Below are 23,320 nucleotides of genomic sequence, written 5' to 3'. Positions count from 1 at the left end.
GGGCGCACTGGCTCCGCAACGCGCTGCCTCTCCTACTAACCACTAACCATTAACCATTAACTACTACTATTGAACGCATTACTAATTACCGGAACAGATACAGAAGCTGGCAAAACTGTTTTGACAACAGCATTAGCAGCTTACTGGCAAAAATATTGCTCTGCCCGCAGCTTAGGAATCATGAAACCACTGCAATCGGGAATTGGCGATCGCGAATGGTACCAAAAGCTTTTTTCTCTGGAACAATCTCCGGAAGAAATTACGCCTTTATACTTTCAAGCACCCTTAGCACCTCCCATTGCCGCAGCCAAAGAGAATCGTCAAATAGATTTAGCCGTTGTTTGGCAAGCTTTGACTACTTTGCGCCAACACCGAGATTTTGTTCTCGTAGAAGCGCTGGGAGGATTAGGTTCACCTGTAACAGATGAATTGACAGTAGCGGATTTAGCAGGTGAATGGCGCTTACTCACAGTCTTGGTAGTACCAGTCAGATTGGGTGCGATCGCTCAAGCCGTGGCAAATGTGGCATTAGCGAGATTAACACGAGTGCAACTAGTGGGAATTGTTCTTAACTGCGTACAACCACGTACTGATACTGAAATCACTGACTGGGCATCAGCAGATTTAATTCAATCTTTAACAAATATTCCTGTTTTAGGCTGCTTACCTTATTTAGAAAATCCCACAGATTTAAATAAACTTGCAGAATTAGCATCAAATTTGGATCTAGAACGCTTGTTACCTTTTACTAAAGTTTGACGAGTCACAATGAAAATACCCAAACAGTAATTTAAAAATGTGAGCAATGGTTTCGACATTTCCCAACTCAACTAGTGTTGATTTATCTCGCGTGCGACTCTCGATTCGCTCATTGCAACCGTTACTTGTGGAGTGGCGACGACGATTTCACCAAAAACCGGAACTGAGTTTTCAAGAAAACCTGACTGCTGAGTTTGTCTCCCAAAAATTGCAAGAATGGGGCATTGAGCATCAGACTGGTATTGCCAAAACTGGTATTGTTGCCACAATCAAAGGGAGAGAGCCTGGCTTAGAGAGAGTTCTAGCAATTCGGGCAGACATGGATGCTTTACCAATTCAAGAACTCAACGAAGTACCGTATCGTTCCCAGCATGATGGAGTAATGCACGCTTGTGGACATGATGGGCATACAGCGATCGCTCTTGGTACAGCTTATTATCTCCAACAACATCGTGAAGATTTTCCTGGCACTGTAAAAATTATCTTCCAACCAGCCGAAGAAGGGCCGGGAGGCGCAAAGCCAATGATTGAAGCTGGCGCACTCAAAAACCCCGATGTTGATGCGATTATTGGTTTGCATCTGTGGAATAATCTGCCTTTGGGAACGGTAGGTGTGCGTGCGGGTGCATTAATGGCAGCTGTAGAGTTATTCGATTGCACAATTTTTGGTAAAGGTGGACATGGAGCAATACCTCATCAAACTGTAGATTCTGTTGTAGTTGCTGCCCAAATAGTTGCTGCTTTACAAACTATTGTTGCTCGTAATGTCAACCCGATTGATTCGGCAGTGGTAACTGTTGGCGCACTCCATGCTGGTACCACACATAATGTGATTGCTGATACAGCAGTCATGAAAGGTACTGTTCGGTATTTTAATCCTTCTTTGGAAGGCTTTTTCCGGCAGAGAGTCGAGCAGATTATTGCTGGTATTTGTCAAAGTTATGGTGCAAATTATGACTTTAAATACTGTGAACTTTACCCAGCTACAATTAATGACGCGGGTATGGCAGAATTGGTGCGATCAATAGCCCAAGAAGTAGTAGAAACTCCCGTGGGTATTGTGCCAGAGTGTCAAACGATGGGTGGGGAAGATATGTCCTACTTCTTGCAAGAGGTACCTGGTTGCTATTTCTTTCTTGGTTCTGCTAACCCAGCGAAAAACTTGGCGTATCCCCATCATCATCCCCGCTTTGATTTTGATGAGACTGTTTTGGCGATGGGTGTAGAAATGTTTGTTCGATGTGTAGAGAAGTTTTTGAGTTGAAAAAAGACAGAACTGGCGCACTTTCTGTAAGGAGTGTGTTAAACACTATCTTTTTGAGCTTCTAAATTGAAATTTACCTCACCCTTTCCTACTAAATACTTCTCTCATGAACAGTAAAAGAGGAAAGAGGTGAAGTTTTTTAATACTTGGTGTGAGTTCTAATTATTCTCAGCCATTTTTCGATTCAGCTCCAAACATTTAGCCTCAGCTTCTTGATAAGCTTTTAAGTAATCTTTACCACCTAACATCACATCACCGTAATATTCATATGGTGCTTCACCATATACTGGCAGAGGATCATCTTCTGGATAATCTTCCTTAGATTCTTCAATAATCGCTTTCAGTTGCTTTACCGTTAAGTGTTGTGCCGGAAAATACCAAATTTCCTCTGTATTTTTGCGAAGGTGCGGTAGTGTTGGATCGACAATGCGATCGCCTACTTCAATCCAACTATGTTCAACAGGTTGGTATGGTACACCTTTGCTAGCCAAAAACCCTTGGACGTAAATAGCTCCCTCCGTCGCTAATGCTGCTTTATAAGCATTGTCAAACGGTTTTTTAGCTTTACTTTTTATACGAGCGGCAATGTCAATAGAAAGGGCTTCATCCAATGATTTATTCATTAACAGCAAGGACTACAGCAGCTACTAGAAGATCCTAACATTTGTATTTACCGTAAAGAGCATTGACTGAGTATCTATCAGTTTTGTTTAACTACACACTAAAAATTACTCATATCAGTTTCAGTTATTTAAGACTGTTGACTCTAGCATCTCAAAATAAAGCAGCAGCATAACTCAAACATTGCAGCAAATATGGTCTGTTATCAAAACTAAAACGAGACACTAATACTTGTCGCAAATCATTTAGAGGACTATTGGCTAAAACTCCTGCACCAAAAAGGGCAAATGCCATCAATTGAGAATCATCTTCTGTGTTGGTAAAAGAGTTAGTAGTACGAAGGTTTTTGAGAATGCGATCGCCTTCTAAACTTCGATGTATGGGTATAGATAGAAAGCTAAAACCAATGGTAATAGCAATCATACACAGCAACACCAACAAACTAACTGGTCTTCCTTGATAAAGATCTAAAATAATCATACCCATGCCCACAATTATCAGGACAAATATTGGTAGCACAGACAAAAACTGTAAGCTTTTTGCTTGCTCTATAGATATCAATAGACCAAGGTTAATCAAGCGTTTATAGATTGGAAATGTAGCATGGGTAACGGATGTTGTAATTTGACTGATGCTACCATTGAATCTAACCAGATGTGATATCTCTGTTTCTAGGGCAAAGCAATCTTTAGGTAAAGTAGCTTTCAGTTTTAAGGCTCGTGTTTCTGGATACGCTTGTAAATACCCATGCTGTACTAAGCCTACGATTGCAGTATCTATTGCTCGCTGTTGACCACCGGCTAGATAAGCAATTTCGTAGGCACTAAGAGAAGGGAATTCATGCTCGGAACTATTATGAGTTTTTCGCAGATGAGTACGCAAAATGTAAGCAATTATATTTGCAGCAGCGGCTAACAAAATAAAAATATATAAATTTAAATAATTAAATGTTAACATCAGTGAGTTAGAAACCATAACTATACTGTTGGCAAGAAACAAGATAAGAAGTCGTAGTATTTCAATACAATCTTGCCTTAGCAAGACTTTCTAAGACTTTACTGAGTATTTAAATCTACAAAATGTATATTAAATAGACACAAGATATCTGCATTTGATCAAAGAACTGACCTTGCTTGTGATTCATTAGTGCTACTCCTGATTACGATTATCCAGTTGTAGAATTTATATTCCTTGTCATTGCATTAATGTATAAATTTTTATTCAGGTAGATAAGTTGGACTGTTCTGGTACTTTTAATCGTATAAGTGGAATTAGGAAATGGATATATTGATTACAAATTTTAGCCTCTTGGTATTGATTATCCGTTACTGGCGGCTAAAGATACTTACCAAAGGGTAGAAATGATTTGTCTTCATGAAAAATTTAAAACCAATACTAAACTTGTTCATAAATTTATAAAAATAGATACAAAAATGTATTAATAAGATAGTGGAATCGAGTTTTTATTTGTACTAAAATTAATCTACAGTAATTTTTGAATCAAAAAACTTTTCCCTATTAATTTTTTTTATTTGCCTTTTCTTCCGACATTAAAATATCAGTCTGGAATAGTACAAAGTTCAAAACTAGTGTTTTTTACAAAGCTACCTAAATACTAATTATTAATAATAATTTTCACAGCCTTAGAGATGTCTCCCCATCTCACCTGTTTCTGTCCTCTTCTATACGCCGCTCGGCAACGCCTACTTTATACTTACCCCAGAGCGGTTATTTTTATGCAATTTATCCAAGCTTCTGTTTTTTGTCAGTCAGAATACGACAATACACAAAAAACCTTAAAATAAGTCAGAAAGTAAATTGATGAAATTCTGTAACAAATATATATGCCTCCTCGTTGGCCCCGTCAACCCGATCGCAATGATCCCGCTTACCGTAAACTAGATGACCGAATGAATTTTGCTGTCCATGTGGCAATATTTGCGGCATCGAACTCTGGCTTATGGTTTTTTCATAACTTCCTCAAAGCCACTTGGGAGTGGCTACCTTGGCTGACAACAGTCTGGTTGGTAATACTGTTGGCACATCTAATTTACATTGCTGCGATCGCTAACTACTCACAGACACCACCGAAATCCACCTGAAGACTGAGCAATCGAATTTAAAAGATTGTAACTTGCGACGGTAGAGTCAACTCAATTACTTAAGCGATAATTCTCATCAGAATAGAAACTGATTCCAGTTAATCAGGGTATTACTATGGCCAAAACTAACACCTCAGAACTACTGGAAAACTTAGCAGCCGAAATAGGCGAAAACATTTATATAGACATTGCCAAATGGCATCTTTATTTATCGGATGCCAAGATGCATACAGTTGTTGCAGAACAAATGTACGCCTTAATTACTGGTAGTAAGCCAATAGATGAAGAAGATGTTATCCAAGTACTAGAATCTATTCCAGTCAAGCTAGGCGGTGGTAGGAAAGAACTTCCTCTGATTGATTTATTACCTCTGCAATGTCAGGTTAATTTAGTAGACATATTAGAGAAGTATCAGCGCGAAATATAATTTTCCCTGAAGTTAGCTATCTTTATTCCACTCCTTCTTTGGAGCATGAGAACAGCATCTCATTGTCATTCTCACAGTCGTTGAGAATGACAGTTAAAGATGGCTGATTTTTATTTTTTTATTTTGACACGTCTGTAAAATTATGGAGATAAGCTAGATGTTACTGCAAATCAAAGACAGTGGCGAATTAGTGAAAATTGTCAATGTTCAGGAATTAATTGATCCCACTGTAGAAAGTATTCAAGCCCAAGAACAAAGAGGGCAAGAAGAACAATCTCCAGAATCTTATCAAAAAGAAAGCCTTGTTTTTCCTTCTGGTGAAAATCTACCCCGTTGTTGGGTAGATGCAAACTACAGAAACGCGAAAGCCTCTTAGAAATTTGACTAGATACTAGCGATTAGTTTTCTTGCCTGGAGTAAATGCTAGTTATTGCTGTGTCATTTTCATAAACAAAGCCTGAGCAGAGCGTTCAGGCTCATCTTTATTGGGACGACGTTGGATATAGGAACTATCAGATTGAAGTTCCCAAGCATGGCGATTATCTTCAAGCAAGAGGTGTAAAATATTTTGTAAATCTTGAACAATCTCAGGCTCTTCAACTGGAGTAACAGCTTCAACTCTTCGATCTAAATTGCGAGGCATCCAATCGGCACTACCAATGAACACTTCATTTTTGCCATGATTGTGGAAGTAAAAAATCCGGGAATGTTCTAAGAAACGACCAACAATACTAATTACTTTAATATTTTCACTAACTTGTGGTACCTGAGGACGCAAACAACAGATACCCCTCACAATCAAGTCAATTTCTACCCCAGCTTGAGATGCTTGGTAAAGAGTAGCAATAATTTGAGGGTCAACCAAAGAATTCATCTTGGCAATAATATGTCCCTTATGACCATTTTTACAGTGTTCGATTTCTCTTTCAATCAGGGCAATAATGCGATCGCGCATATTGACAGGAGAAACTAGCAGCTTGCGATAAGAACTTTGACAAGAATAGCCCGTCAAATAATTGAATAAATCAGTTAAATCTGCACCTAACTCTTCTCGACAACTCAACAGCCCTAAGTCTGTGTATAATTTTGCTGTTTTAGAATTGTAGTTACCAGTACCAATGTGGACATAACGACGAATATTCTCTCCTTGTCTACGCACTACTAGCGCAGTCTTAGTGTGAGTCTTTAGTCCTACCAAACCATAGATCACATGAATACCAGATTTTTCGAGCTTCTGCGCCCAAGTAATATTATTTTCTTCATCAAAACGGGCTTTTAACTCTACAAGTACAGCTACTTGCTTACCACTTTCGGCTGCGGCAATCAGAGAATGAACAATTTCAGAATCGCCAGAAGTGCGGTATAGTGTCATTTTGATTGCCAGTACATCTGGATCGCGGGCGGCTTGAGCAATAAATTCTTCTACAGAGGCGCTAAAGGATTCGTAAGGATGATGTACCAGCAAATCTTTTTGCTCAATCACTGAGAATATGCTTTTTTCTTCGTCATCTAAATTGGCAATTTTGCTTGGTTGATGAAAGTGACGCAGACGGAGTGGTATAACTGGTGAGAAAGGTGGATCTTTCAACTCAGGTAATAGCAGCGCCATTAATGACATCAAATCTTTTAAATTCAAAAGTCCTTCAATTTCATATACATCAAACTCGCTCAATTCCATTTCTGCCATTAGCATCTGTCGCACTGATTGTGGCATTGATGGTTGAATTTCTAAGCGCACGACTGAACCGCCAAAGTGGCGTTTGCGCAACTCTTGCTGAATTGCTAAGAGTAAGTCATCCGCTTCTTGTTCTGCCACTTCTAGATCTGCATCACGGGTGAGTCGAAACAGGTGATATTCCTTGATGATCATCCCTGGAAATAAGGCTTCTAAGTTATGAGCGATCGCCTGTTCTATTGGTACGCCACTCCAGTGGTTTGGTTTGTTGTTGTCTGTTGGTGATTTATGGGGTAGGGATATAAATCGAGGTAAAATATTAGGTACTTTGACTCTGGCAAATTTTTCTTCTTTGGTATTTGGCTGTTGGACTACGACTGCTAAATTCAGACTCAGATTTGCCATGAGAGGAAATGGATGGCTCGGATCTACTGCTAGGGGAGTCAGAACTGGAAAAATTTTTTGTTGAAATATTTGTTTGAGATAACTACGTTCTTGAGTGGTGATATCGCTGTAATTGAGAATGTGGATGCCATTTGCTGCCAACTCCGGGCATAGCACTTGCTGAAAGTGGCGATGCTGTTCAATTACCATCGGGCGGAGTTGTTGAGCGATCGCTTCTAGTTGTTGTTGTGGTGTACGCCCATCTGGGCTGCGCTGACTCAGTTGTGCATTAACTTGTTCTTTGAGCAGTGCCACCCTCACCATAAAAAATTCATCTAGATTGGAACTAAATATGGCACTAAATTTTAGTCTTTCTAGTAATGGTGTGCGCACATCTAGTGCTTCGTGCAATACTCGTCGATTAAATTCTAGCCAGCTCAGTTCTCTATTCAAGTAATATTGAGAGTCACTGAGATTGATTACTTTGTTAATATCTTTGGTCTTTGTCATAAAATTTGTGAATTAATTACTATTAAACAAAAATTGAGGCAGTAGTTAACTAAATTAGATTCATTTCAAGCTTTTAATAATAAATATTGTTAATCTGGTAGAATTTATAAATAGCTAAACAGTAACTAGTAATTAAAGAAATTACAACAACTTTTTTCATCTTATTTTTATAAAGATAAATTACTGAAGTAAGTTCGTTATAAATTTTTGTTTTGGCAACTATCCTGATAGGCGGATTATAAGCAGCACATTTAAATAAAATAACGATTCTTTTTTACTATCTCTCCAATATCATTATTTTGTAATTAAAGAATATTAAACATTAGGTTAACAGTAGTTTAAATAATTTGAATCTCATTAAAATACCCACCTAGAAGTTCTCTAGATGGGAGTTTCAGGTATTGAGTCTCTAAACTCATCAAATATTTTAGCTAAAGGTCACATGATTGCGATCATAAAGCACCCTTGCCATAGGACTTAGCTTTCCTTGAATAGGATTCCAGTAGTTAGCTATTTCAGCAGGCATACCAAGTTCTTGTCCTGTACGTCCAAGCATTGATTGTTGACGATGCTTGACCTGTTGATAATGACGCTGCATTAAGGCACGAGCCTTCTGTTGAGTAGACATACTAAATTTTTCCTATATTTAAGTTCTACGTTGTCTGATTTTCCAAGTCCAATTACAAAGATATCCAAAAAATCTGTATTCAAAGTTACGAAATGGTTAAGATAAAGCTGATTTTTATAAAATTTTCTTTCCTTCTGACTTGAGAGAGGGTGTAGGAGAAAAAACCTTCTGCCTCTGCGCAGTCGCCTTAACGGAGGGAAACCCCCGCACGGCGCTTCTCTCCGCCTTCCTGCCTTCTGCTACAGACTGACTATTCCCCGCTTGAATGCCACAATGACTGCTTGTGTGCGATCGCTAACTCCTAACTTGCCCAAAATATTGTTGACATGAAATTTAACTGTACCTTCTGCTATGGACAAAGTAATACCAATTTCTTGATTGCTCTTGCCATTTGCCATTAGCTGGAGCACTTGCAACTCTCGTTGACTTAATTGTGGCGCACCCATCCGCTCTAGCAGCTTTGCTCCCACTGTAGGCGGAATATACTTTTGACCGTTGTACACAACTCGGATTGCTTCCAAAAGTTCATCTGGTTCAGCATCTTTGAGTAGATAGCCTTTTGCACCAGCTTGTAATCCACGATAGATGTCTTCATCACCGTCGTAGGAGGTAAGAATAATGATCCGCGCATTTTCAAACTCTGTTTTGATCGCAAAAATTGCTTCAACTCCTCCAATTTCTGGCATCCGCAAATCCATTAGCGTTACATCAGGCTGAAGTTGGCGAAAAGCTTCTAGCACTTCACGTCCATTATGAGCTTGACCGATAATGTTCATGTCCTGCTCAGACTCAATAATTGCCATTAATCCTTGCCGTACAACAGGATGATCGTCCGCAATCAGGATGCGAATGAGATTTGACTGATTCATGATGAAGTCAATGTCGTTTTACCGCAACCATTACTTGTGTTCCCCTTCCGGGCAAACTCTGAATTTTCAGTTTTGCTCCAATTTGCTTGGCACGCTCCTTCATTCCTAAAATGCCAAAGCCTTGCCCAAAAGACATATTGTTTATTTCAAATCCCTGACCATTATCTTTAATGCGCAAGACAAACAATGCTTTTTTATACATTACATCAATCTGAATTGTGTCAGCGTTAGCGTGCTTAATAGCATTAGTCAGTGCTTCTTGGGCGATTCGTAACAAGTTACTTTCTACATCTGACGGCAGAGGATATGCCATACCCTTGATTTTACAAACAGCAGGCTGATCGAGATCTGAAAACATCTGCTTTGTAATGTGTTTGAGTGCGCTGCATAAATCGCTCTGTGCTAGCAATTGTGGGCGTAGTGCCTCCACCGAACGGCGAGTTTCAACAAGTCCAGAACGAGCTAAATCCCGTACTTGAACAATATGCACTTGTGCTGTTTGTGAATTATGCATCATTAATCGGGAGGCTGCTCCTGAATGTACTAGAATACCTGTGAAGGTTTGGGCTAGGGTATCGTGAATTTCCCTTGCCATACGAGTACGTTCTTCTAAAACAACATTTTGCAAGAGTTCTTTGTGCTGGTGTAGTATCTCTTCTACTCGCTTGCGTTCTTCAATCTCCTTTAAAAGCTGTTTATTTTGCTCTCGTATCTGATTAGAAAGCCTACTAAGACGTAATTGATTCTCAACGCGAGCTAATAGCTCTGACGGCTCAAAGGGTTTAGTAATATAATCTACTCCACCTACAGAAAAGGCTTTTGCTTTATCGAAAACTTCGTTTAAGTCGCTAATAAAAACAACTGGAATTTCTTTAGTTTGTTCAGTGGCTTTTAGCTGTTGACAGACTTGATAGCCATCCATTTCTGGCATCATGATGTCTAGCAAAATTAAGTCAGGTAGATTTGACTGAATAGATTTAAACACCATTTTCCCGCTTAAGGCAGGTAAGACTCCATATCCATTTTCAGACAATAAATAAACTAAAAGATTTAAATTTTCCAGTTTATCATCAACAATCAAGATATTCCCTTTACTGAGATGTGTTTGCTCTATATTCATGATTCCTCGGTAGATAATTGTGTCAAATTAAAAAGCGAGTCACCTATTCAGCACAATTTCACCAGAAATCGCTTATTATCAAGCTAATATTGACTATAATTTACCTTGACAAATAGTCATGGTTTCTTGTTGAGTGATCGCTTTTCACCATTCACTTTCAAGGCATAGCATAATGTCACTCATTCTCTGCTAGCTGCATCAGACAGCATACAACTCTGTGTCTTGACGTTTTGAATTATCTCTAATTTAAGCTTACAACTAAATCAATTGGCATAGAGCGATCGCCTTAATTAGCTTGGCTTGCAATTCAACTATTAGTGTGCCATTTATCCGAAAAATTTTATCTATATCCATAACTGCTATCGAAGAAAGTTCATACAGACAACAAAAAGCCAAAACTTGTGTATTATGAAACCACAAGCGGCTCTGTTTTTTGTAAATTGACTTTTAGTAGAGCAAATACTGACAAAGCTAAAGTCTGCAATTCTACCATAATATCAATTAATTGAAGCTATCACAAAAATATAAGAAACTAATAAGGCATCAAAAAGAAATTTTTTATTACTGAATTACTCGTAGAGACAGGTGACAGGGAACAGGGGATGGAGAATAAAGAATAAAGGTGTACTGAAGTTTTTTCAAAAATCAAATAGGAGTTTTATACAAATACTTGATAAAATTATCATTAATTTACAATTGCTTATATAATTTCACAGTTTGATACAGATATTTTTCTCAAAATAAAACTGAAATAAAAAATCTTCCTTTTGGAATAAATCTTCCTCTATCTATTGGCATAACTATAGTTTTTATTTTCAAGGTATTTTACTTTCAGCTAATAACTAAATAGTCTCACTCTATTTGTGAAAAGTACTATTTAGTTAGCTTGTTTGATGATTGTTTCTAATTTTGGTGAGAGAAAGTAAGGTATGCCGCAACTAACTCAGATTCAAATGTGGCTGGTAGGAGGAGTGACTTTGGCAGTAAGTGTAACCGTACCAGTCTTAGCTCAAAAGCCACCCACTCCCAAGCTACCCACTCAACAAAACCTACCTACTCAAAATCCACCCGCACGCACTTACAATCCTGGCTACTGGCAACCGATCGCACGGGTGAATCCAAAACAAGCAGTAACCGTTGTCCTCATTAATGAAACTAATTCAGCTTTGAAATACAATTTCCTAGACGGGCGTGCAGATAATGATTTACCTGTAGGGGGCAATGCAAAACTTAACAATATTACTCTACCTGTCAATATTGCTATTTACGATCCCTCACAAGAAGCTGCTGCTGGAAAAGCTGGTGGTTTAAGGTATGAAACTTCTGCTAAAGATAATACGATTGAGGTCAAGGTTAGACCTGTAAATGCTGCTGGTTACCGTGTACTAAATATTTCTAAAGCGGGTGGAGTTTACGCTTATTAGCATGATAAATTACATAAACCAAATTGGTATTTGAGCAGTTGAGCAACTTGGTACCATTGTTAATATTTTCTGTATAGATAATAAAAACATCACCCCACTACATATAATGGGTTGCTACCAACTTGTGGTGGGGATTTTATTTCTTACAATTTTCCAAAAACCTACTTAAATTCACTTGTGACAGTAACTCTTAGATAAAGGAGGTAGACTGTGAAGCAGTGGAAACGATATGCAACCGCTATAGGAGTAAGTCTGATAGCTTTATGCATGGCTAGTACTCCCAGCCGAGCAGACAGAAAAACAACAGGGGCGCTGATCGGCGGTGCAGCAGGAGCCATTTTTGGTGATGGATTAGGTGATGCACTTGAAGGGGCTGCCATTGGAGCCGATACTGCTGCGGTAACTGAGGGAGGAAAACGTGGCGAACGAGCACGTGAAACTGCCGCAACAGGTGCAGCTGTAGGAGCTGGGGTTGGACTGCTCACGGACGGATTGAATGGAGCCATCAGAGGCGGAATCTATGGTGGTGCGGCTGGGGGAATTGTTGGTGGTAGCCGTGGCAATAAATGACTAAATATCTGAACAGATTGTAGAAAAATAAGGAAATCTAAAGATGAAGTCAATTACTAATCGCATAGTGATAGTATGCGCTCTTATTGCTGTACCAAGTGCAGGAATCTTCTCAACAAGTTTGCAAACACAAGCAAATTCATCTCAGCAACTAGTCCAAAATCGGACTACTCAACAGAATCAGCAGAAGTGGAATAACAACGAACTCACCACCATAACGGTAAAAGAAGCCTGGCAAAAGAGCGGCAAGAACTACGACTCCTTTGTGCGTATGGTTCAGCAACTTGTAGCGTTATCAGTAGAAAAGCGAGGATATCAACTGCGCCCCTCCAAAGAAGCGGGTAAAGAAATTGGGCAGATGATCAGAAAACAGGCAGAAAACGACCCGGATCAGCTTCTTTACGCCATTGTGGACTCATCAGTTCGCGAGTATGCGAAAAAATACAAGCTGTAAGGTAATTAGCATAAGATTTACAAAACAGACATGAGAATATAACCATGTCCACAACTGCTGTCAATCAACTTTGGGAATTCTTGGCAGGAGTATTCAGCTTTAATGCAGATGTCTTCCAGCAAATAAGCATCCTACCCAATGGATTTACCCTAGCGCTTTTGATTGTCCTTATCTCTGGTTTATCTCAGGCGATCGCCGAGAGCATCATTCTTTTTATCAATCGTGTTCAGCCTGTACGCTTCATTTTTAGCCTGTTAATAAACGCAGTTTTATATACGTTTGGGTATCTCTTTCTAGTATTTAGTTCTTGGCTGATTTGTCTGATATCTTCGTCCATCAATTTTCCCTTCAATACCTTAGCACGGGTGCTAGGGCTAAGTTATGCGCCCCTGCTGTTCAGCTTTTTGGGAGCACTGCCTTACCTGGGAGTTCCGATTTTATGGCTATTATCAGTTTGGCACTTACTGGCAATGGTTGTTGGCTTTGGAGCAGTTGCTCAAGTATCGGCAGGAGCTGCTTTTTGGTATGTTGCGTTTGGGTGGGCGATGCTGCAAATATTACAGCAAACTATTGGTCAACCGATCGCTAACTTGGGGCGTTGGTTAACAAATAAGGTGGCTGGAGTTGAGTTAGTAACCCATCGGCAGGAAGTGACAGAACTAGTTGGCACTGGCTTCAGGCAAACTCCTTCATCAACAACAGCTCCAGATGTTCAACGGTTAATCGCCTCAGCAAGACCAAGGGTAGAGGAGGAAAATTTAACACCGCGAGTTAGTGATTATACAAAAAGTAATACTAGGGTTAAAGCTTCTACTGTCGTTAATAATACATTCAATCAACAGCAGTTAATACTATTTCTCCGTCTACTGGGCATGGTAGTTATTGCCTTTGTGGTAGCAATTCTGCTCAGACCTGTCCGTGAAGGATTGTTTGGATGGTATAACCGACTGCCAGGAATGTTTCGATTTGCTTTTGATCTAGTGTGGATTGGCATTGTCGGACTCATCTTTGCAGGGCTTCTGGCTCCCCTAGAAACTTTAGGGTGGTGGGCAGGATGGTATAACGATGAAGTGAATACAACCATTAACACGGGAACCTTGGCAGAGCCTGTTGCAGACTCCCGAAACATTTCTCGCTATATCATTTATCTAGACGGCATTTGTCAATCTAGTTCTGAATATCTTCCCGACATTGAAGATTTTCTAGATGCCTTGGTTCCTGCTCTACCTAATGATATAGCACTTATTCGCGGGTTAATGGTCTACTCCGTCTTTAACAAACCTCTGGTTGAAGACCGTCCCCTTGGCTTTCTCTGGCGACTTGCTGATAGACTGCGCTTTGCTAACCCTACTAACTTGCTGGGTTACTTGGTTAATCTTCGCAACGTTTTAATCGTCTGCGTTTCTGCTGATCGGCGTTATGGTCCCCTCTACAACCAAGGCATAGCTCAGGTCATGTATAATGCACTGATTAACAACGGCTACCAGCCTGGTAGTGGCGTTCCCATCACTTTGATTGGCTATAGCGGTGGAGGGCAAATGTCTGCTGCATCTGCACGTTTCCTAAGACGAGCAGCTGGTGCTCCTATTGATGTAATTTCCTTAGGTGGAGTTATCAGTGGCAACTGTAATATTCTCAAGCTTGAACACCTTTATCATTTAGTAGGTGAAAAAGACACAGTCGAACAGTTGGGGCCAATTCTTTTTCCCGGACGCTGGAAACTTTTTCCGCTTTCCTACTGGAATCGAGGTAAACGACTAGGTAAAATTAGCTTTATTTCTCTTGGGCCTGTCGGTCATCAGGTTCCTGGTGGAATGTTAGATCCAAAAGTATATCTGCCTGATGGACGCAGTCATTTAGAACAGACTGTTGAATATATCATCCAAATTCTGCGGGGTAAACTCTTAGTTGCTGAACAACACATCACCAGAAAACCAAGTAATTACGGGCTTTACCAACAAGCTGCCTTTAATCGCCCCGATTACTATCCACTTAATCAAACCGTTGATCTCAATTGGTATCGTCCGATAGGACGCTGGATGGGTCGTTTAATTTTGCCACAGAAACAAGAACGACACACCGTTCGAGGATGTCTGTTTGAAGTCCATCATGCCGATGCGGGTTATGAAGATTTAGTCGGACAGGTTGTAAACTTGCGTTGGGTGGATGACCAAAATGTACAGAACTGGGTGCGGGCAGTGACACACGATGTTCACTTCAGCGCTGATGCAGATTACACCAGTAAATATGAGGGACTAATTCATCCGGTTCGCTTAAATCATTGGCGACAAGTTGAGCCGCTAGAATCTCTTGCAGGTTCACGCCCAAATGATGATATGGTCGTGATGCTAACCGATGAGATTGTTGTCGAAGCAGCAGCAAACATTACACTTTGCATCCGTACTCAACCAGTACAAATCACCGGGCGCTACTACGGTTTAATTCGGTTTTTACAGCAAATTAAAGGAACTGATCAGTTTCGAGTTGTCCATTTCAACCCTAGCTCTCGACAATTTGATGGAGTAGAGGAAATTGTCTACCTACCGCCACCAGTTGCCGATCGCCATGGTTGTTTTGCTTCCACCAGCCACCAAATAGAACAATCTCTACTGAATGAAACAGGTTGGTATATCTATGGAGCTAAAGATGCATCAGGATATTTTGTGGTGCAGTCCCTTGCTCCACGCGCCTTGATGCGACTCCAACCAGATCGAGTGATTTTTGGTCGCAAGCCAGCGTATAAATACATTCGCAAACAAGCTTGGGCTGATGTTCTGACTCAGAAAGGCAAAATCAGTTCAGTGTTGCTGAGTTGCCAACATCAATCGATTCAAGATGCGATCGCCGAGTGGCAGGAAGGTGAGCGAGCCTTGTTATTGCATACCTATGGCGGCATCGGCGGCAACAAGAAAGAACCTGCTGCTGCTAGCCCTATATTTTTTGGTCACTTTGCCTATGGATTAGCCCAAGTTGTGCGTGAACCACTCGCAGATGAACTCCAGTTTGATATAAAGTACTACCAGATTTATACCCATAACACAGATGGATTAATCGCGGGAACCTTGCATTGGTCACGTTATATGGGCGATCGTCAGTTTGGTTGGGCAGGTGTTCGTCCTGTGTGCGATATTCTGGTGAAGCTCGATGCGTTCACCGGAGACTTTGAGTTCAATGGTATGAAACGCTCTGTTCTAGACATCATGCTCACCCAACTTCAAGCCATGACGGCTCGTTATCGAATTGGTGATGGTACTGGTGGAACCTATGTTGGGCCAGCATACAACTGCGCCCAAGACTCCAACAAGGCATTGTTTGCCAGTCTTCGTAGCCTACAGCGAGCAATTCAATCAAATGCCTCTTTATTGGAAAACTGGTTATTGCATAACCCTGAGCAAGCCAAACAATATCAACAGTTATTGGAACTAGAGAAAGCTTTAAAACGTGAACTTCAGCCATTAGGCACAGTGCGTTCCGACTGGGAAAAAAATGAATACAATTTAGGCAGTACCTTAGAAGATGAACCTTTGCAAAACCTGCTAACTGGACTGGCAAGCTGGAAAACTCTCCTACCTCGCCTAGCAAGCGATACGATTGTCCACGTTTTTCTCAAACACAATGCTTCTGTGTGGGTACTCCGTACAAATCAAGTTGGTGGCAATGATCCTGACATTGAACCAATTGCACCGATGACACTCTAAAATCTATGCAGATGTCTGAATCATACCAATTGCTTATCTTTTAGTCTAGTAGGGTGCGTTATGGACGATAGTCCTAACGCGCCGAAAATCTAGGATGATACAGCGCTCGGTGACAACACACCCTACAAAATTTCTGTTGTAATCGTAAGTAATACCAATTTGAAAAAAGAATGCGACAAATAGACATTGTAGAGACGTGCCATGGCACGTCTCTACATCAGGATGTGTTGCAAACATTTTTTGAATCAGTATAATTAGCAAAACTTAAATATTAATCATAATAATTGTTTATCTTTTCGTTCAAATCTTTGTAAATCTGGTAACGTTAATTAAAGTTCTCAACAATTTTCCCAAATCAGAAAACTAAGGCAGGCATTGGAACACAAGGCTAAGTGATTGCAAATATCAAGTTACCTTTGTCCATTTTTCATATTTGAGGCATGAAAAGATGATTGGATTTCTCATTTCTATCATAGTCATAGCCATCAGTTTATTAATCATATCTAAGCTACCTATAGGTGTTGAAGTTGATAATCCTTGGATCGCTCTTATCGCTGGAGCAATCATTGGTGCCTTCAATGGATTTTGGAGTTTATTTCCGGGGTGGTTTAGAACAACAAGTGCAGTTGTCAGTTTAGGATTGATTCCCTTAATTGGGAGTATCATTGTGTTTGGTTTAGCTGCTTGGCTGGTTGAAGGATTTCGATTGCGATGGGGAATTGGCAGTGCAATTATTGGAGCAATTGCACTCAGTATCGTGAACTCTATTCTCTTGTTTATCTTGAGGCAAATTGGATTAGTTCCAGTCTATTAATCACAGTAAAGGTAAACAATGCCTTTTTATTGTAGATGTCATCATTTACTGACATTTCTGTAGAGTATTTTAACTGAGTTTATCAATATTTTTCTTACCAGCGCTTCTAAGAGTAACTTAGTTATTCAAAGTATGCGGTGGTTTTTTACTTATATTTATATAGGAATCCGGTTTGATGATTGAAAAAATTAAGTATTTGTAGGGAAGGTAGTTTGCGGTGTAGATTTTCTGACCGCAAAACACCAGTTGTGTTATGACTTTAGTCTAACGCACCCAACCCTTGAAAACGGTGCGTTACGCTTCGCGACAACACACCCTAGGTGTTTTTCATCAAATATGAGTCCTATATGTGGCTGTTTATAGCAACAACCTTAGGGTAGGCATTGCTTAGATTTGATGTTACGGGCAATGCCCACCTTACAAAAATCATTATCAAACAACTGGTGCAAGATGTGAACCTATCGATATGGCTATCGATATCTGCGTTTTATTTATTATCTGTTAATTTTTCTTAATCTAAACTTATTTTAATTTAAAATATTCTTATTTGTTTCTTACTTATTTCTTATTTACTCTTTAGATTTTAAAATTATGCTAGTTCAAATAACTCTATTAAAGTAAGATAAAAATCAGAAAATTTATGATTTTTTTATTTAGAAGTGATTATAAAGAAGGTCTTTATTAATATAAAATAATCCACAGTTAGTATGTTGTTACTTTACGCTTATTTCAACTGTGGGGTAGTAAATAATGGTGCATTACCACTTGTCGGACAGTGAATTGTCCATCCTCATACAGGCTCCTTTACAAGCCATCATGGCACTAACCCTATCTGACAAGATTGATCCGGTTTCTTTTTTTAAAGAAGTACAAGCTGGAATTCAAATTATTGCAGCAGAACAACAGCGCCAAGACATATCAAATGACTTGGTAGAATTTTTAGTTGCTTCTTTCGATGCAGTTGGCGATAAGAAACATATTAAAGATGAAAAGTTAGTATACAAAAAGGAGATTGAGTTACTGAGATTAATACAAAACCTTGATAATCCGGCACAGGGGCGTCAACAAGCGATCGCTCATTTTGAGAAAGTTGCCTCGATTATGGCAAATAAGCTTACTGCTGCACAGGCATCTGAGTTTAAGACTTGGCTAATGTCAATCGTACGTAAAGTTGCACAAACTATTGAGGAGAAAGAAGGTATTCTCTGTGTTGGTAGTGAGCGAGTTCATTATGTAGAAGCATTCATGATCAAAAAATTAGAGCATACTTTGACATTGTCAGCATAGTGATTTTTCGATTTTGCACTTAAACAAGTGAATTTTTGCTAACCGTTAAATTGCATCTGACAACGAAGGAGAAAAGTAATGGCTGACTTAATTGGGATCGCTCATTAAATTTTTATCTTCAAGTGAGTTTGAGCGTATTGATAAGACATAACTATATCTTTAGCAAATATTAGCTTTCAAGAGTGTTATGTCATCTATTTTTGTATAGATTTAGAGGAGTACAAAATCTACAATGGAAGCTGCAAAGCGCAACGTAGAAAAGCTGAGACTGCAAGAGGCTCGTGAACAAAATATACTTTGGAGAAAGTGGGGGCCTTATCTAAGCGAACGGCAGTGGGGAACGGTACGTGAAGATTATAGTCAATCGGGAAACGCTTGGGATTACTTTAGCCACGATCAGTCTCGTTCTCGTGCATACCGTTGGGGTGAAGATGGGTTGGCAGGTATTTGTGATGATCGCCAACAACTATGTTTTGCCCTAGCTCTGTGGAATGGCGTTGATCCCATCTTAAAAGAACGATTATTTGGACTGACTAACAGTGAAGGAAATCATGGCGAAGATGTTAAAGAGTATTACTTCTATCTTGACAGTACGCCTACCCATTCCTACATGAAGTATCTGTACAAGTATCCTCAGCTAGCCTATCCTTACGCAGATCTAGTAAATACGAATCGGCGAAGAAATCGCTTGGAATGGGAATACGAATTACTTGATACAGGCATCTTTGACGATGATCGCTACTTTGATGTGTTTGTAGAATATGCCAAAGCGTCCCCAGAAGAGATTTTAATTAAAATCAGCATCTGGAATCGAGGCCCACAAACAGCATCGCTTCATATTCTACCAACCTTATGGTTTCGCAATACCTGGTCATGGTTTGGTGAACAATCACCCAAGCCTTTTATCAAACAACTAAATGATCAAACTATAGCTGCCTCCCATTCCGAACTTGGTGAACGGTATTTGTTGTATTGCGATCGCACGATTCCATTTTTGTTCACAGAAAATGAAACGAATCGGGAACGGATATTTAACCTTCCGAATAAATCTCCTTATGTCAAAGACGGAATTAACAATTACGTTGTGCATGGTAAGCATGAAGCTGTCAACCCTGAAAAAATCGGTACAAAAGTCGCTGCCCATTATGTGCTAGAAATTCCTGCCAATGGTGTAGAAGAAATTCAGCTATGTCTGAGTAATCGCTTATTAGATGCTGCTTCCTTTGGTGATAAGTTTGAGGCAGTACTGCAAACTCGTTGCTTAGAAGCAGATGAATTTTACAATGCCATTATTCCTGTGAATGTTTCAGAAGATGAGCGCAATGTTATGCGACAGGCATTTGCTGGGATGTTGTGGACAAAACAGTTTTATTACTATCCAGTCTATGATTGGCTCAAAGATGAGATCTTGCCACCAGATTGCCCAAAGCGCCACCTAAGTCGAAACAGAGAATGGTTTCATCTTGAGAGTGCCGATATCCTCTCGATGCCAGATAAGTGGGAATATCCTTGGTTTGCTGCTTGGGATTTAGCATTTCACTGCGGTGTTTTGGCACTCGTAGATATAGACTTTGCTAAAGAGCAATTGAGATTGATGACTAATCAAGTCTATCTCCATCCCAATGGGCAAATTCCCGCCTACGAGTGGAACTTTAGCGATGTTAATCCCCCCGTTCATTGCACGGCGACTTGGCAAGTTTATCTGGTAGACAAAGCGATGCGGGGTGGAGTTGGCGATCGCCTGTTTCTCGAAAGTATGTTCCACAAGCTGCTGATGAATTTTACCTGGTGGGTAAATCGTAAAGATGCACACGGTAATAATGTATTTGAAGGCGGCTTTTTGGGCTTAGATAATATCGGTGTTTTTGATCGCAGTGCGCCCTTACCAACTGGTGGAACACTCGAACAAGCAGATGGTACGAGCTGGATGGCGATGTTCTGTTTGGATATGTTGGCGATCGCCCTGGAGTTAGCACTCTTAAATCCTGCTTACGAAGAACTAGCCTGCAAATTCTATGAACACTTTATGTATATTGCCGCAGCGATGGATCGCATTGGCGAGAATGAAGATGAATTGTGGGATGAGGAAGATGGCTTTTTCTACGACGTGCTGCGCTTTCCCGACGGCTCGTCTCGACGCATCAAAGTGCGATCAATGGTAGGACTGATTCCGCTATTTGCCTCTGCTGTCTTCGACGCGGATGTGTTAGATAAATTACCTACTTTTAGAAAACGAATTACTTATTTCACGCAAAAGTTTGTGCCATACTTGCAGAATATCAGTAATCCGGCACAACCTGGCGTTGCTGGCAGGCGTTTACTATCGCCTGTGAACCAAGATAAATTACGCCGGATCTTAGAAAAGATGCTGGATGAATCGGAGTTTTTGAGTGATTACGGCATCCGCGCTCTCTCTGGTTATCACAAAGACAATCCTTACATTTTTGCAGTAGGTAGCAATATTTACCGTGTTGATTATGAACCTGCAGAATCGTCTACAGGACTATTTGGTGGTAATTCTAACTGGCGCGGGCCGATTTGGATGCCAGTAAATGCCTTGCTGATTCAATCTTTGAGGAAAATGTATTCCTACTACGGTGATGAGTTCAAAGTTGAATGTCCAACTGGATCTGGCAATCAAATGACATTGTGGGAAGTTGCCAACGAAATTAGTAACCGCTTAACCAAAATATTTCTCCGTAATGAGCAAAGTCGCCGTGCTGTTTATGGAAATACTGAGAAATTTCAGAACGATTTTCACTGGAAAGATTTAATACTATTTTACGAGTATTTTCATGGCGATAATGGTGCAGGGATTGGTGCTAGCCATCAAACAGGATGGACAGGTATAGTGGCACGGTTGATTCAGGCTAATGCAACTTTGAATCCACAAGATGTCCTAGAAAAAGGATATCTATCTGTTTCCTCCTCAAGTTTTGTGCGATCGTAAAGCACGAAATTGTTAAAATTAGAAAAAAGTTAAGTTCTAACACCTTCCTCCAGTGGCAGGAAATACTGACATGAAAGAGAATTACGATAGTTTCTTTCTCTGAAGTGAAAGATATTTTCCTCAGATACTAGGGTTAATTTCTAGACCTTGTTGATAAAGCTAGGTCAAGTCATGAGAGAGTGACACTTTCAAATTGCTGGAGGAAATGCCTCAAAGGCAAAGCAGTAGCCTGAACAAACTATCCTGCAATGTTGAGATGAATCTCTCAAGTAATTGCCACAATTGGTGAGGAAAAAGTGAAAAGAACAAAAAATGTGCTATTTTATCTAGTACTTATTGTAGTATCTAGCTATTTAATAGCCTGTAATCGGGTTCGCAATAGTAGTAGTGGTAATATTGCTGCTGATACTAGTGATGCTGCTAACAATTCTGCAACCACTCCTAATACTACAATTACACCCAATACTGCAAGGACACCTGGCAAATTTGATACTATTCCAGATACCGTAAATATCCCAAGTGGATATCCTATAGATCCACCAGTTGACTTAGAATTTCCTAATATGCCGCCGATCGCTCCTGGTAATCAAAATATTCCAGGAGTATCTCCCAATATTAGCGATAGAGCGATCGTGCCTGGTAGGGCAGTTCCTAACCAAACTTCCATTCTTCCTAGAATGCCAACTACGCCGAGCCAGGCTTACACTACTCCCAACAATCAAATTATCCCGCGCCTACCTTCCAGTAACATTAATCGGGCAAGTGTACCTAGTAGGGCTATAATTCCTAGTCAGCCATCACCTCCTGTGTCGCCAGGCACACCCAGCCAGTCTTCCACTAATGTTGCTAGAACACCTATATCTAGTGCGACTACAGTTCCTCCAAGAACTTCAATTCCTCCCGTTATACCAACTACACCTAGCAGAGCTTTCACCCCACCCAGTAGAACTATTCCATCAAGACAGGCTTATACTACCCCCAAAACACCTGCTGCTAGGGTGCAACCAAAACGTGCTTCAACTACTGCTAAATCAACTTCAAGCCAAGAAGTTCAGTACTCGCAACAGTCGATTAGTGATGCTAATGCTGTTGTTCGTGGATTAGTGGTAGCAAGGCGTGAAGGTAAAATCAAGCCCTACACTAGAACGTGGAGACAAACTCAAGATGCAATTATTTTGTTGCGTCGAGGCAAAACCAGACAAGAAGCTGCCACCAAAGCTAAAGTTCCTATGTCTTTACTCACGCAATTAATTGAGCAGGGCAATAATCAACCAACCATTGCCTCTAGCTTACTTGCTTCTGAAGTTAAACCTCCAGAAGACACCTCAATTGTCACGAAATCATCGCCAATCCAAGAAGTTAATTACTCACAACAGTCGATTAGTGATGCTAATGCTGTTGTTCGTGGATTAGTGGTAGCAAGGCGTGAAGGTAAAATCAAGCCCTACACTAGAACGTGGAGACAAACTCAAGATGCAATTATTTTGTTGCGTCGAGGCAAAACCAGACAAGAAGCTGCCACCAAAGCTAAAGTTCCTATGTCTTTACTCACGCAGTTAATTGAGTGGGGACAGAATCAACCAAACATCGGCAGTGTCATGAATTTACAAAATTCTCAGCCCTTAAGTGAACAAGTGAGATAACCAAGTACAAGGCAGATGGCAGTAGACACGTTCGCCGTAAGGCGTTGCGTTAGTTAGTGGCGTATCCTTTGGTAGGGCAGGAGGACACGGGGAATATTTTTGATAAATTCTCCGCGTCGCC

General features: G+C 40.2%; 19 protein-coding genes. 13 read left to right on the top strand and 6 right to left on the bottom strand.

What is annotated here, in order from left to right:
- Positions 1-69 precede the first annotated feature (69 nt).
- The gene (gene bioD, locus QUB80_RS00230; RefSeq protein ID WP_289787495.1) at positions 70-759 is read left to right on the top strand and encodes a dethiobiotin synthase; all 690 of its coding nucleotides are present in this window, start codon (positions 70-72) and stop codon (positions 757-759) included.
- Between the two features lie 46 nt (positions 760-805).
- Positions 806-2,023 carry a M20 family metallopeptidase gene (locus QUB80_RS00225; RefSeq protein WP_289787494.1) on the top strand — a complete coding sequence of 406 codons (1,218 nt, stop codon included), beginning with the start codon at positions 806-808 and terminating at the stop codon, positions 2,021-2,023.
- A gap of 158 nt (positions 2,024-2,181) precedes the next feature.
- Here the strand turns inward: QUB80_RS00225 and QUB80_RS00220 are convergent, their stop codons facing one another.
- Positions 2,182-2,646, bottom strand: a complete 465-nt coding sequence (locus QUB80_RS00220) for a hypothetical protein (RefSeq protein WP_289787493.1) — start codon at positions 2,644-2,646, stop codon at positions 2,182-2,184.
- Between the two features lie 151 nt (positions 2,647-2,797).
- On the bottom strand, positions 2,798-3,619 hold the full coding sequence (locus QUB80_RS00215; protein WP_289787492.1) for a TIGR04222 domain-containing membrane protein: 822 nt from the start codon (positions 3,617-3,619) through the stop codon (positions 2,798-2,800).
- Positions 3,620-4,488: 869 nt separating this feature from the next.
- Between QUB80_RS00215 and QUB80_RS00210 the strand changes: the two genes are divergently transcribed.
- The 3 genes from QUB80_RS00210 (at position 4,489) to QUB80_RS00200 (ending at position 5,549) form a co-directional block, all read left to right on the top strand.
- On the top strand, positions 4,489-4,746 hold the full coding sequence (locus QUB80_RS00210) for a 2TM domain-containing protein (protein WP_289787491.1): 258 nt from the start codon (positions 4,489-4,491) through the stop codon (positions 4,744-4,746).
- Between the two features lie 115 nt (positions 4,747-4,861).
- Positions 4,862-5,173, top strand: a complete 312-nt coding sequence (locus QUB80_RS00205) for a DUF3181 family protein (RefSeq protein ID WP_289787490.1) — start codon at positions 4,862-4,864, stop codon at positions 5,171-5,173.
- A gap of 157 nt (positions 5,174-5,330) precedes the next feature.
- Complete coding sequence (locus QUB80_RS00200; protein ID WP_289787489.1) at positions 5,331-5,549, top strand: acetyltransferase; 219 nt, start codon at positions 5,331-5,333, stop codon at positions 5,547-5,549.
- A 51-nt stretch (positions 5,550-5,600) separates the two neighbouring features.
- Here the strand turns inward: QUB80_RS00200 and ppk1 are convergent, their stop codons facing one another.
- The 4 genes from ppk1 to QUB80_RS00180 all read right to left on the bottom strand — a co-directional run bounded on the left by ppk1 (position 5,601) and on the right by QUB80_RS00180 (position 10,359).
- Positions 5,601-7,742 carry a polyphosphate kinase 1 gene (ppk1, locus tag QUB80_RS00195; protein WP_289787488.1) on the bottom strand — a complete coding sequence of 714 codons (2,142 nt, stop codon included), beginning with the start codon at positions 7,740-7,742 and terminating at the stop codon, positions 5,601-5,603.
- Positions 7,743-8,169: 427 nt separating this feature from the next.
- Positions 8,170-8,370 (bottom strand): glutamine synthetase inactivation factor IF7A, encoded by a 201-nt coding sequence (gifA, locus tag QUB80_RS00190; protein WP_289787487.1) that lies wholly within the window; start codon positions 8,368-8,370, stop codon positions 8,170-8,172.
- Between the two features lie 239 nt (positions 8,371-8,609).
- Positions 8,610-9,239: a response regulator gene (locus tag QUB80_RS00185; protein WP_289787486.1), complete on the bottom strand. Its 630-nt coding sequence runs from the start codon at positions 9,237-9,239 to the stop codon at positions 8,610-8,612.
- Positions 9,240-9,246: 7 nt separating this feature from the next.
- On the bottom strand, positions 9,247-10,359 hold the full coding sequence (locus QUB80_RS00180) for an ATP-binding response regulator (protein WP_289787485.1): 1,113 nt from the start codon (positions 10,357-10,359) through the stop codon (positions 9,247-9,249).
- Positions 10,360-11,288: 929 nt separating this feature from the next.
- Here QUB80_RS00180 and QUB80_RS00175 point away from each other — a divergent pair.
- The 8 genes from QUB80_RS00175 to QUB80_RS00140 all read left to right on the top strand — a co-directional run bounded on the left by QUB80_RS00175 (position 11,289) and on the right by QUB80_RS00140 (position 23,199).
- Positions 11,289-11,783, top strand: coding sequence for a hypothetical protein (locus QUB80_RS00175; protein WP_289787484.1), 495 nt, complete (start codon positions 11,289-11,291; stop codon positions 11,781-11,783).
- Positions 11,784-11,993: 210 nt separating this feature from the next.
- The gene (locus QUB80_RS00170) at positions 11,994-12,353 is read left to right on the top strand and encodes a glycine zipper family protein (protein WP_289787483.1); all 360 of its coding nucleotides are present in this window, start codon (positions 11,994-11,996) and stop codon (positions 12,351-12,353) included.
- 43 nt (positions 12,354-12,396) lie between these two features.
- Positions 12,397-12,807, top strand: a complete 411-nt coding sequence (locus QUB80_RS00165; protein WP_289787482.1) for an acyl-CoA synthetase — start codon at positions 12,397-12,399, stop codon at positions 12,805-12,807.
- 44 nt (positions 12,808-12,851) lie between these two features.
- A complete protein-coding gene (locus QUB80_RS00160) occupies positions 12,852-16,505 on the top strand; it encodes a Yip1 family protein (RefSeq protein WP_289787481.1) in 3,654 nt (1,217 codons plus the stop codon).
- A gap of 448 nt (positions 16,506-16,953) precedes the next feature.
- The gene (locus tag QUB80_RS00155; protein WP_289787480.1) at positions 16,954-17,319 is read left to right on the top strand and encodes a phage holin family protein; all 366 of its coding nucleotides are present in this window, start codon (positions 16,954-16,956) and stop codon (positions 17,317-17,319) included.
- A gap of 750 nt (positions 17,320-18,069) precedes the next feature.
- On the top strand, positions 18,070-18,606 hold the full coding sequence (locus QUB80_RS00150) for a hypothetical protein (RefSeq protein ID WP_289787479.1): 537 nt from the start codon (positions 18,070-18,072) through the stop codon (positions 18,604-18,606).
- A gap of 232 nt (positions 18,607-18,838) precedes the next feature.
- Positions 18,839-21,556 (top strand): MGH1-like glycoside hydrolase domain-containing protein, encoded by a 2,718-nt coding sequence (locus QUB80_RS00145; RefSeq protein ID WP_289787478.1) that lies wholly within the window; start codon positions 18,839-18,841, stop codon positions 21,554-21,556.
- Between the two features lie 296 nt (positions 21,557-21,852).
- Positions 21,853-23,199 carry an ABC transporter ATP-binding protein gene (locus tag QUB80_RS00140; protein WP_289787477.1) on the top strand — a complete coding sequence of 449 codons (1,347 nt, stop codon included), beginning with the start codon at positions 21,853-21,855 and terminating at the stop codon, positions 23,197-23,199.
- The last annotated feature ends 121 nt before the right edge of the window (positions 23,200-23,320 follow it).

It is taken from the genome of Chlorogloeopsis sp. ULAP01 (assembly GCF_030381805.1).
Taxonomy (GTDB): domain Bacteria; phylum Cyanobacteriota; class Cyanobacteriia; order Cyanobacteriales; family Nostocaceae; genus Chlorogloeopsis.
This window is presented reverse-complemented; position numbering and strand designations above follow the sequence as displayed.

Excerpts from the sequence above, each read along its gene's own strand:
- QUB80_RS00185 (WP_289787486.1), bottom strand. The coding sequence starts at position 9,239 with ATGAATCAGTCAAATCTCATTCGCATCCTGATTGCGGACGATCATCCT.
- QUB80_RS00165 (WP_289787482.1), top strand. The coding sequence starts at position 12,397 with ATGAAGTCAATTACTAATCGCATAGTGATAGTATGCGCTCTTATTGCT.
- QUB80_RS00225 (WP_289787494.1), top strand. The coding sequence starts at position 806 with ATGGTTTCGACATTTCCCAACTCAACTAGTGTTGATTTATCTCGCGTG.
- QUB80_RS00220 (WP_289787493.1), bottom strand. The coding sequence starts at position 2,646 with ATGAATAAATCATTGGATGAAGCCCTTTCTATTGACATTGCCGCTCGT.
- QUB80_RS00215 (WP_289787492.1), bottom strand. The coding sequence starts at position 3,619 with ATGGTTTCTAACTCACTGATGTTAACATTTAATTATTTAAATTTATAT.
- QUB80_RS00160 (WP_289787481.1), top strand. The coding sequence starts at position 12,852 with ATGTCCACAACTGCTGTCAATCAACTTTGGGAATTCTTGGCAGGAGTA.
- QUB80_RS00200 (WP_289787489.1), top strand. The coding sequence starts at position 5,331 with ATGTTACTGCAAATCAAAGACAGTGGCGAATTAGTGAAAATTGTCAAT.
- QUB80_RS00175 (WP_289787484.1), top strand. The coding sequence starts at position 11,289 with ATGCCGCAACTAACTCAGATTCAAATGTGGCTGGTAGGAGGAGTGACT.
- QUB80_RS00210 (WP_289787491.1), top strand. The coding sequence starts at position 4,489 with ATGCCTCCTCGTTGGCCCCGTCAACCCGATCGCAATGATCCCGCTTAC.
- QUB80_RS00155 (WP_289787480.1), top strand. The coding sequence starts at position 16,954 with ATGATTGGATTTCTCATTTCTATCATAGTCATAGCCATCAGTTTATTA.
- ppk1 (WP_289787488.1), bottom strand. The coding sequence starts at position 7,742 with ATGACAAAGACCAAAGATATTAACAAAGTAATCAATCTCAGTGACTCT.
- QUB80_RS00145 (WP_289787478.1), top strand. The coding sequence starts at position 18,839 with ATGGAAGCTGCAAAGCGCAACGTAGAAAAGCTGAGACTGCAAGAGGCT.
- QUB80_RS00180 (WP_289787485.1), bottom strand. The coding sequence starts at position 10,359 with ATGAATATAGAGCAAACACATCTCAGTAAAGGGAATATCTTGATTGTT.
- gifA (WP_289787487.1), bottom strand. The coding sequence starts at position 8,370 with ATGTCTACTCAACAGAAGGCTCGTGCCTTAATGCAGCGTCATTATCAA.
- QUB80_RS00150 (WP_289787479.1), top strand. The coding sequence starts at position 18,070 with ATGGTGCATTACCACTTGTCGGACAGTGAATTGTCCATCCTCATACAG.
- QUB80_RS00205 (WP_289787490.1), top strand. The coding sequence starts at position 4,862 with ATGGCCAAAACTAACACCTCAGAACTACTGGAAAACTTAGCAGCCGAA.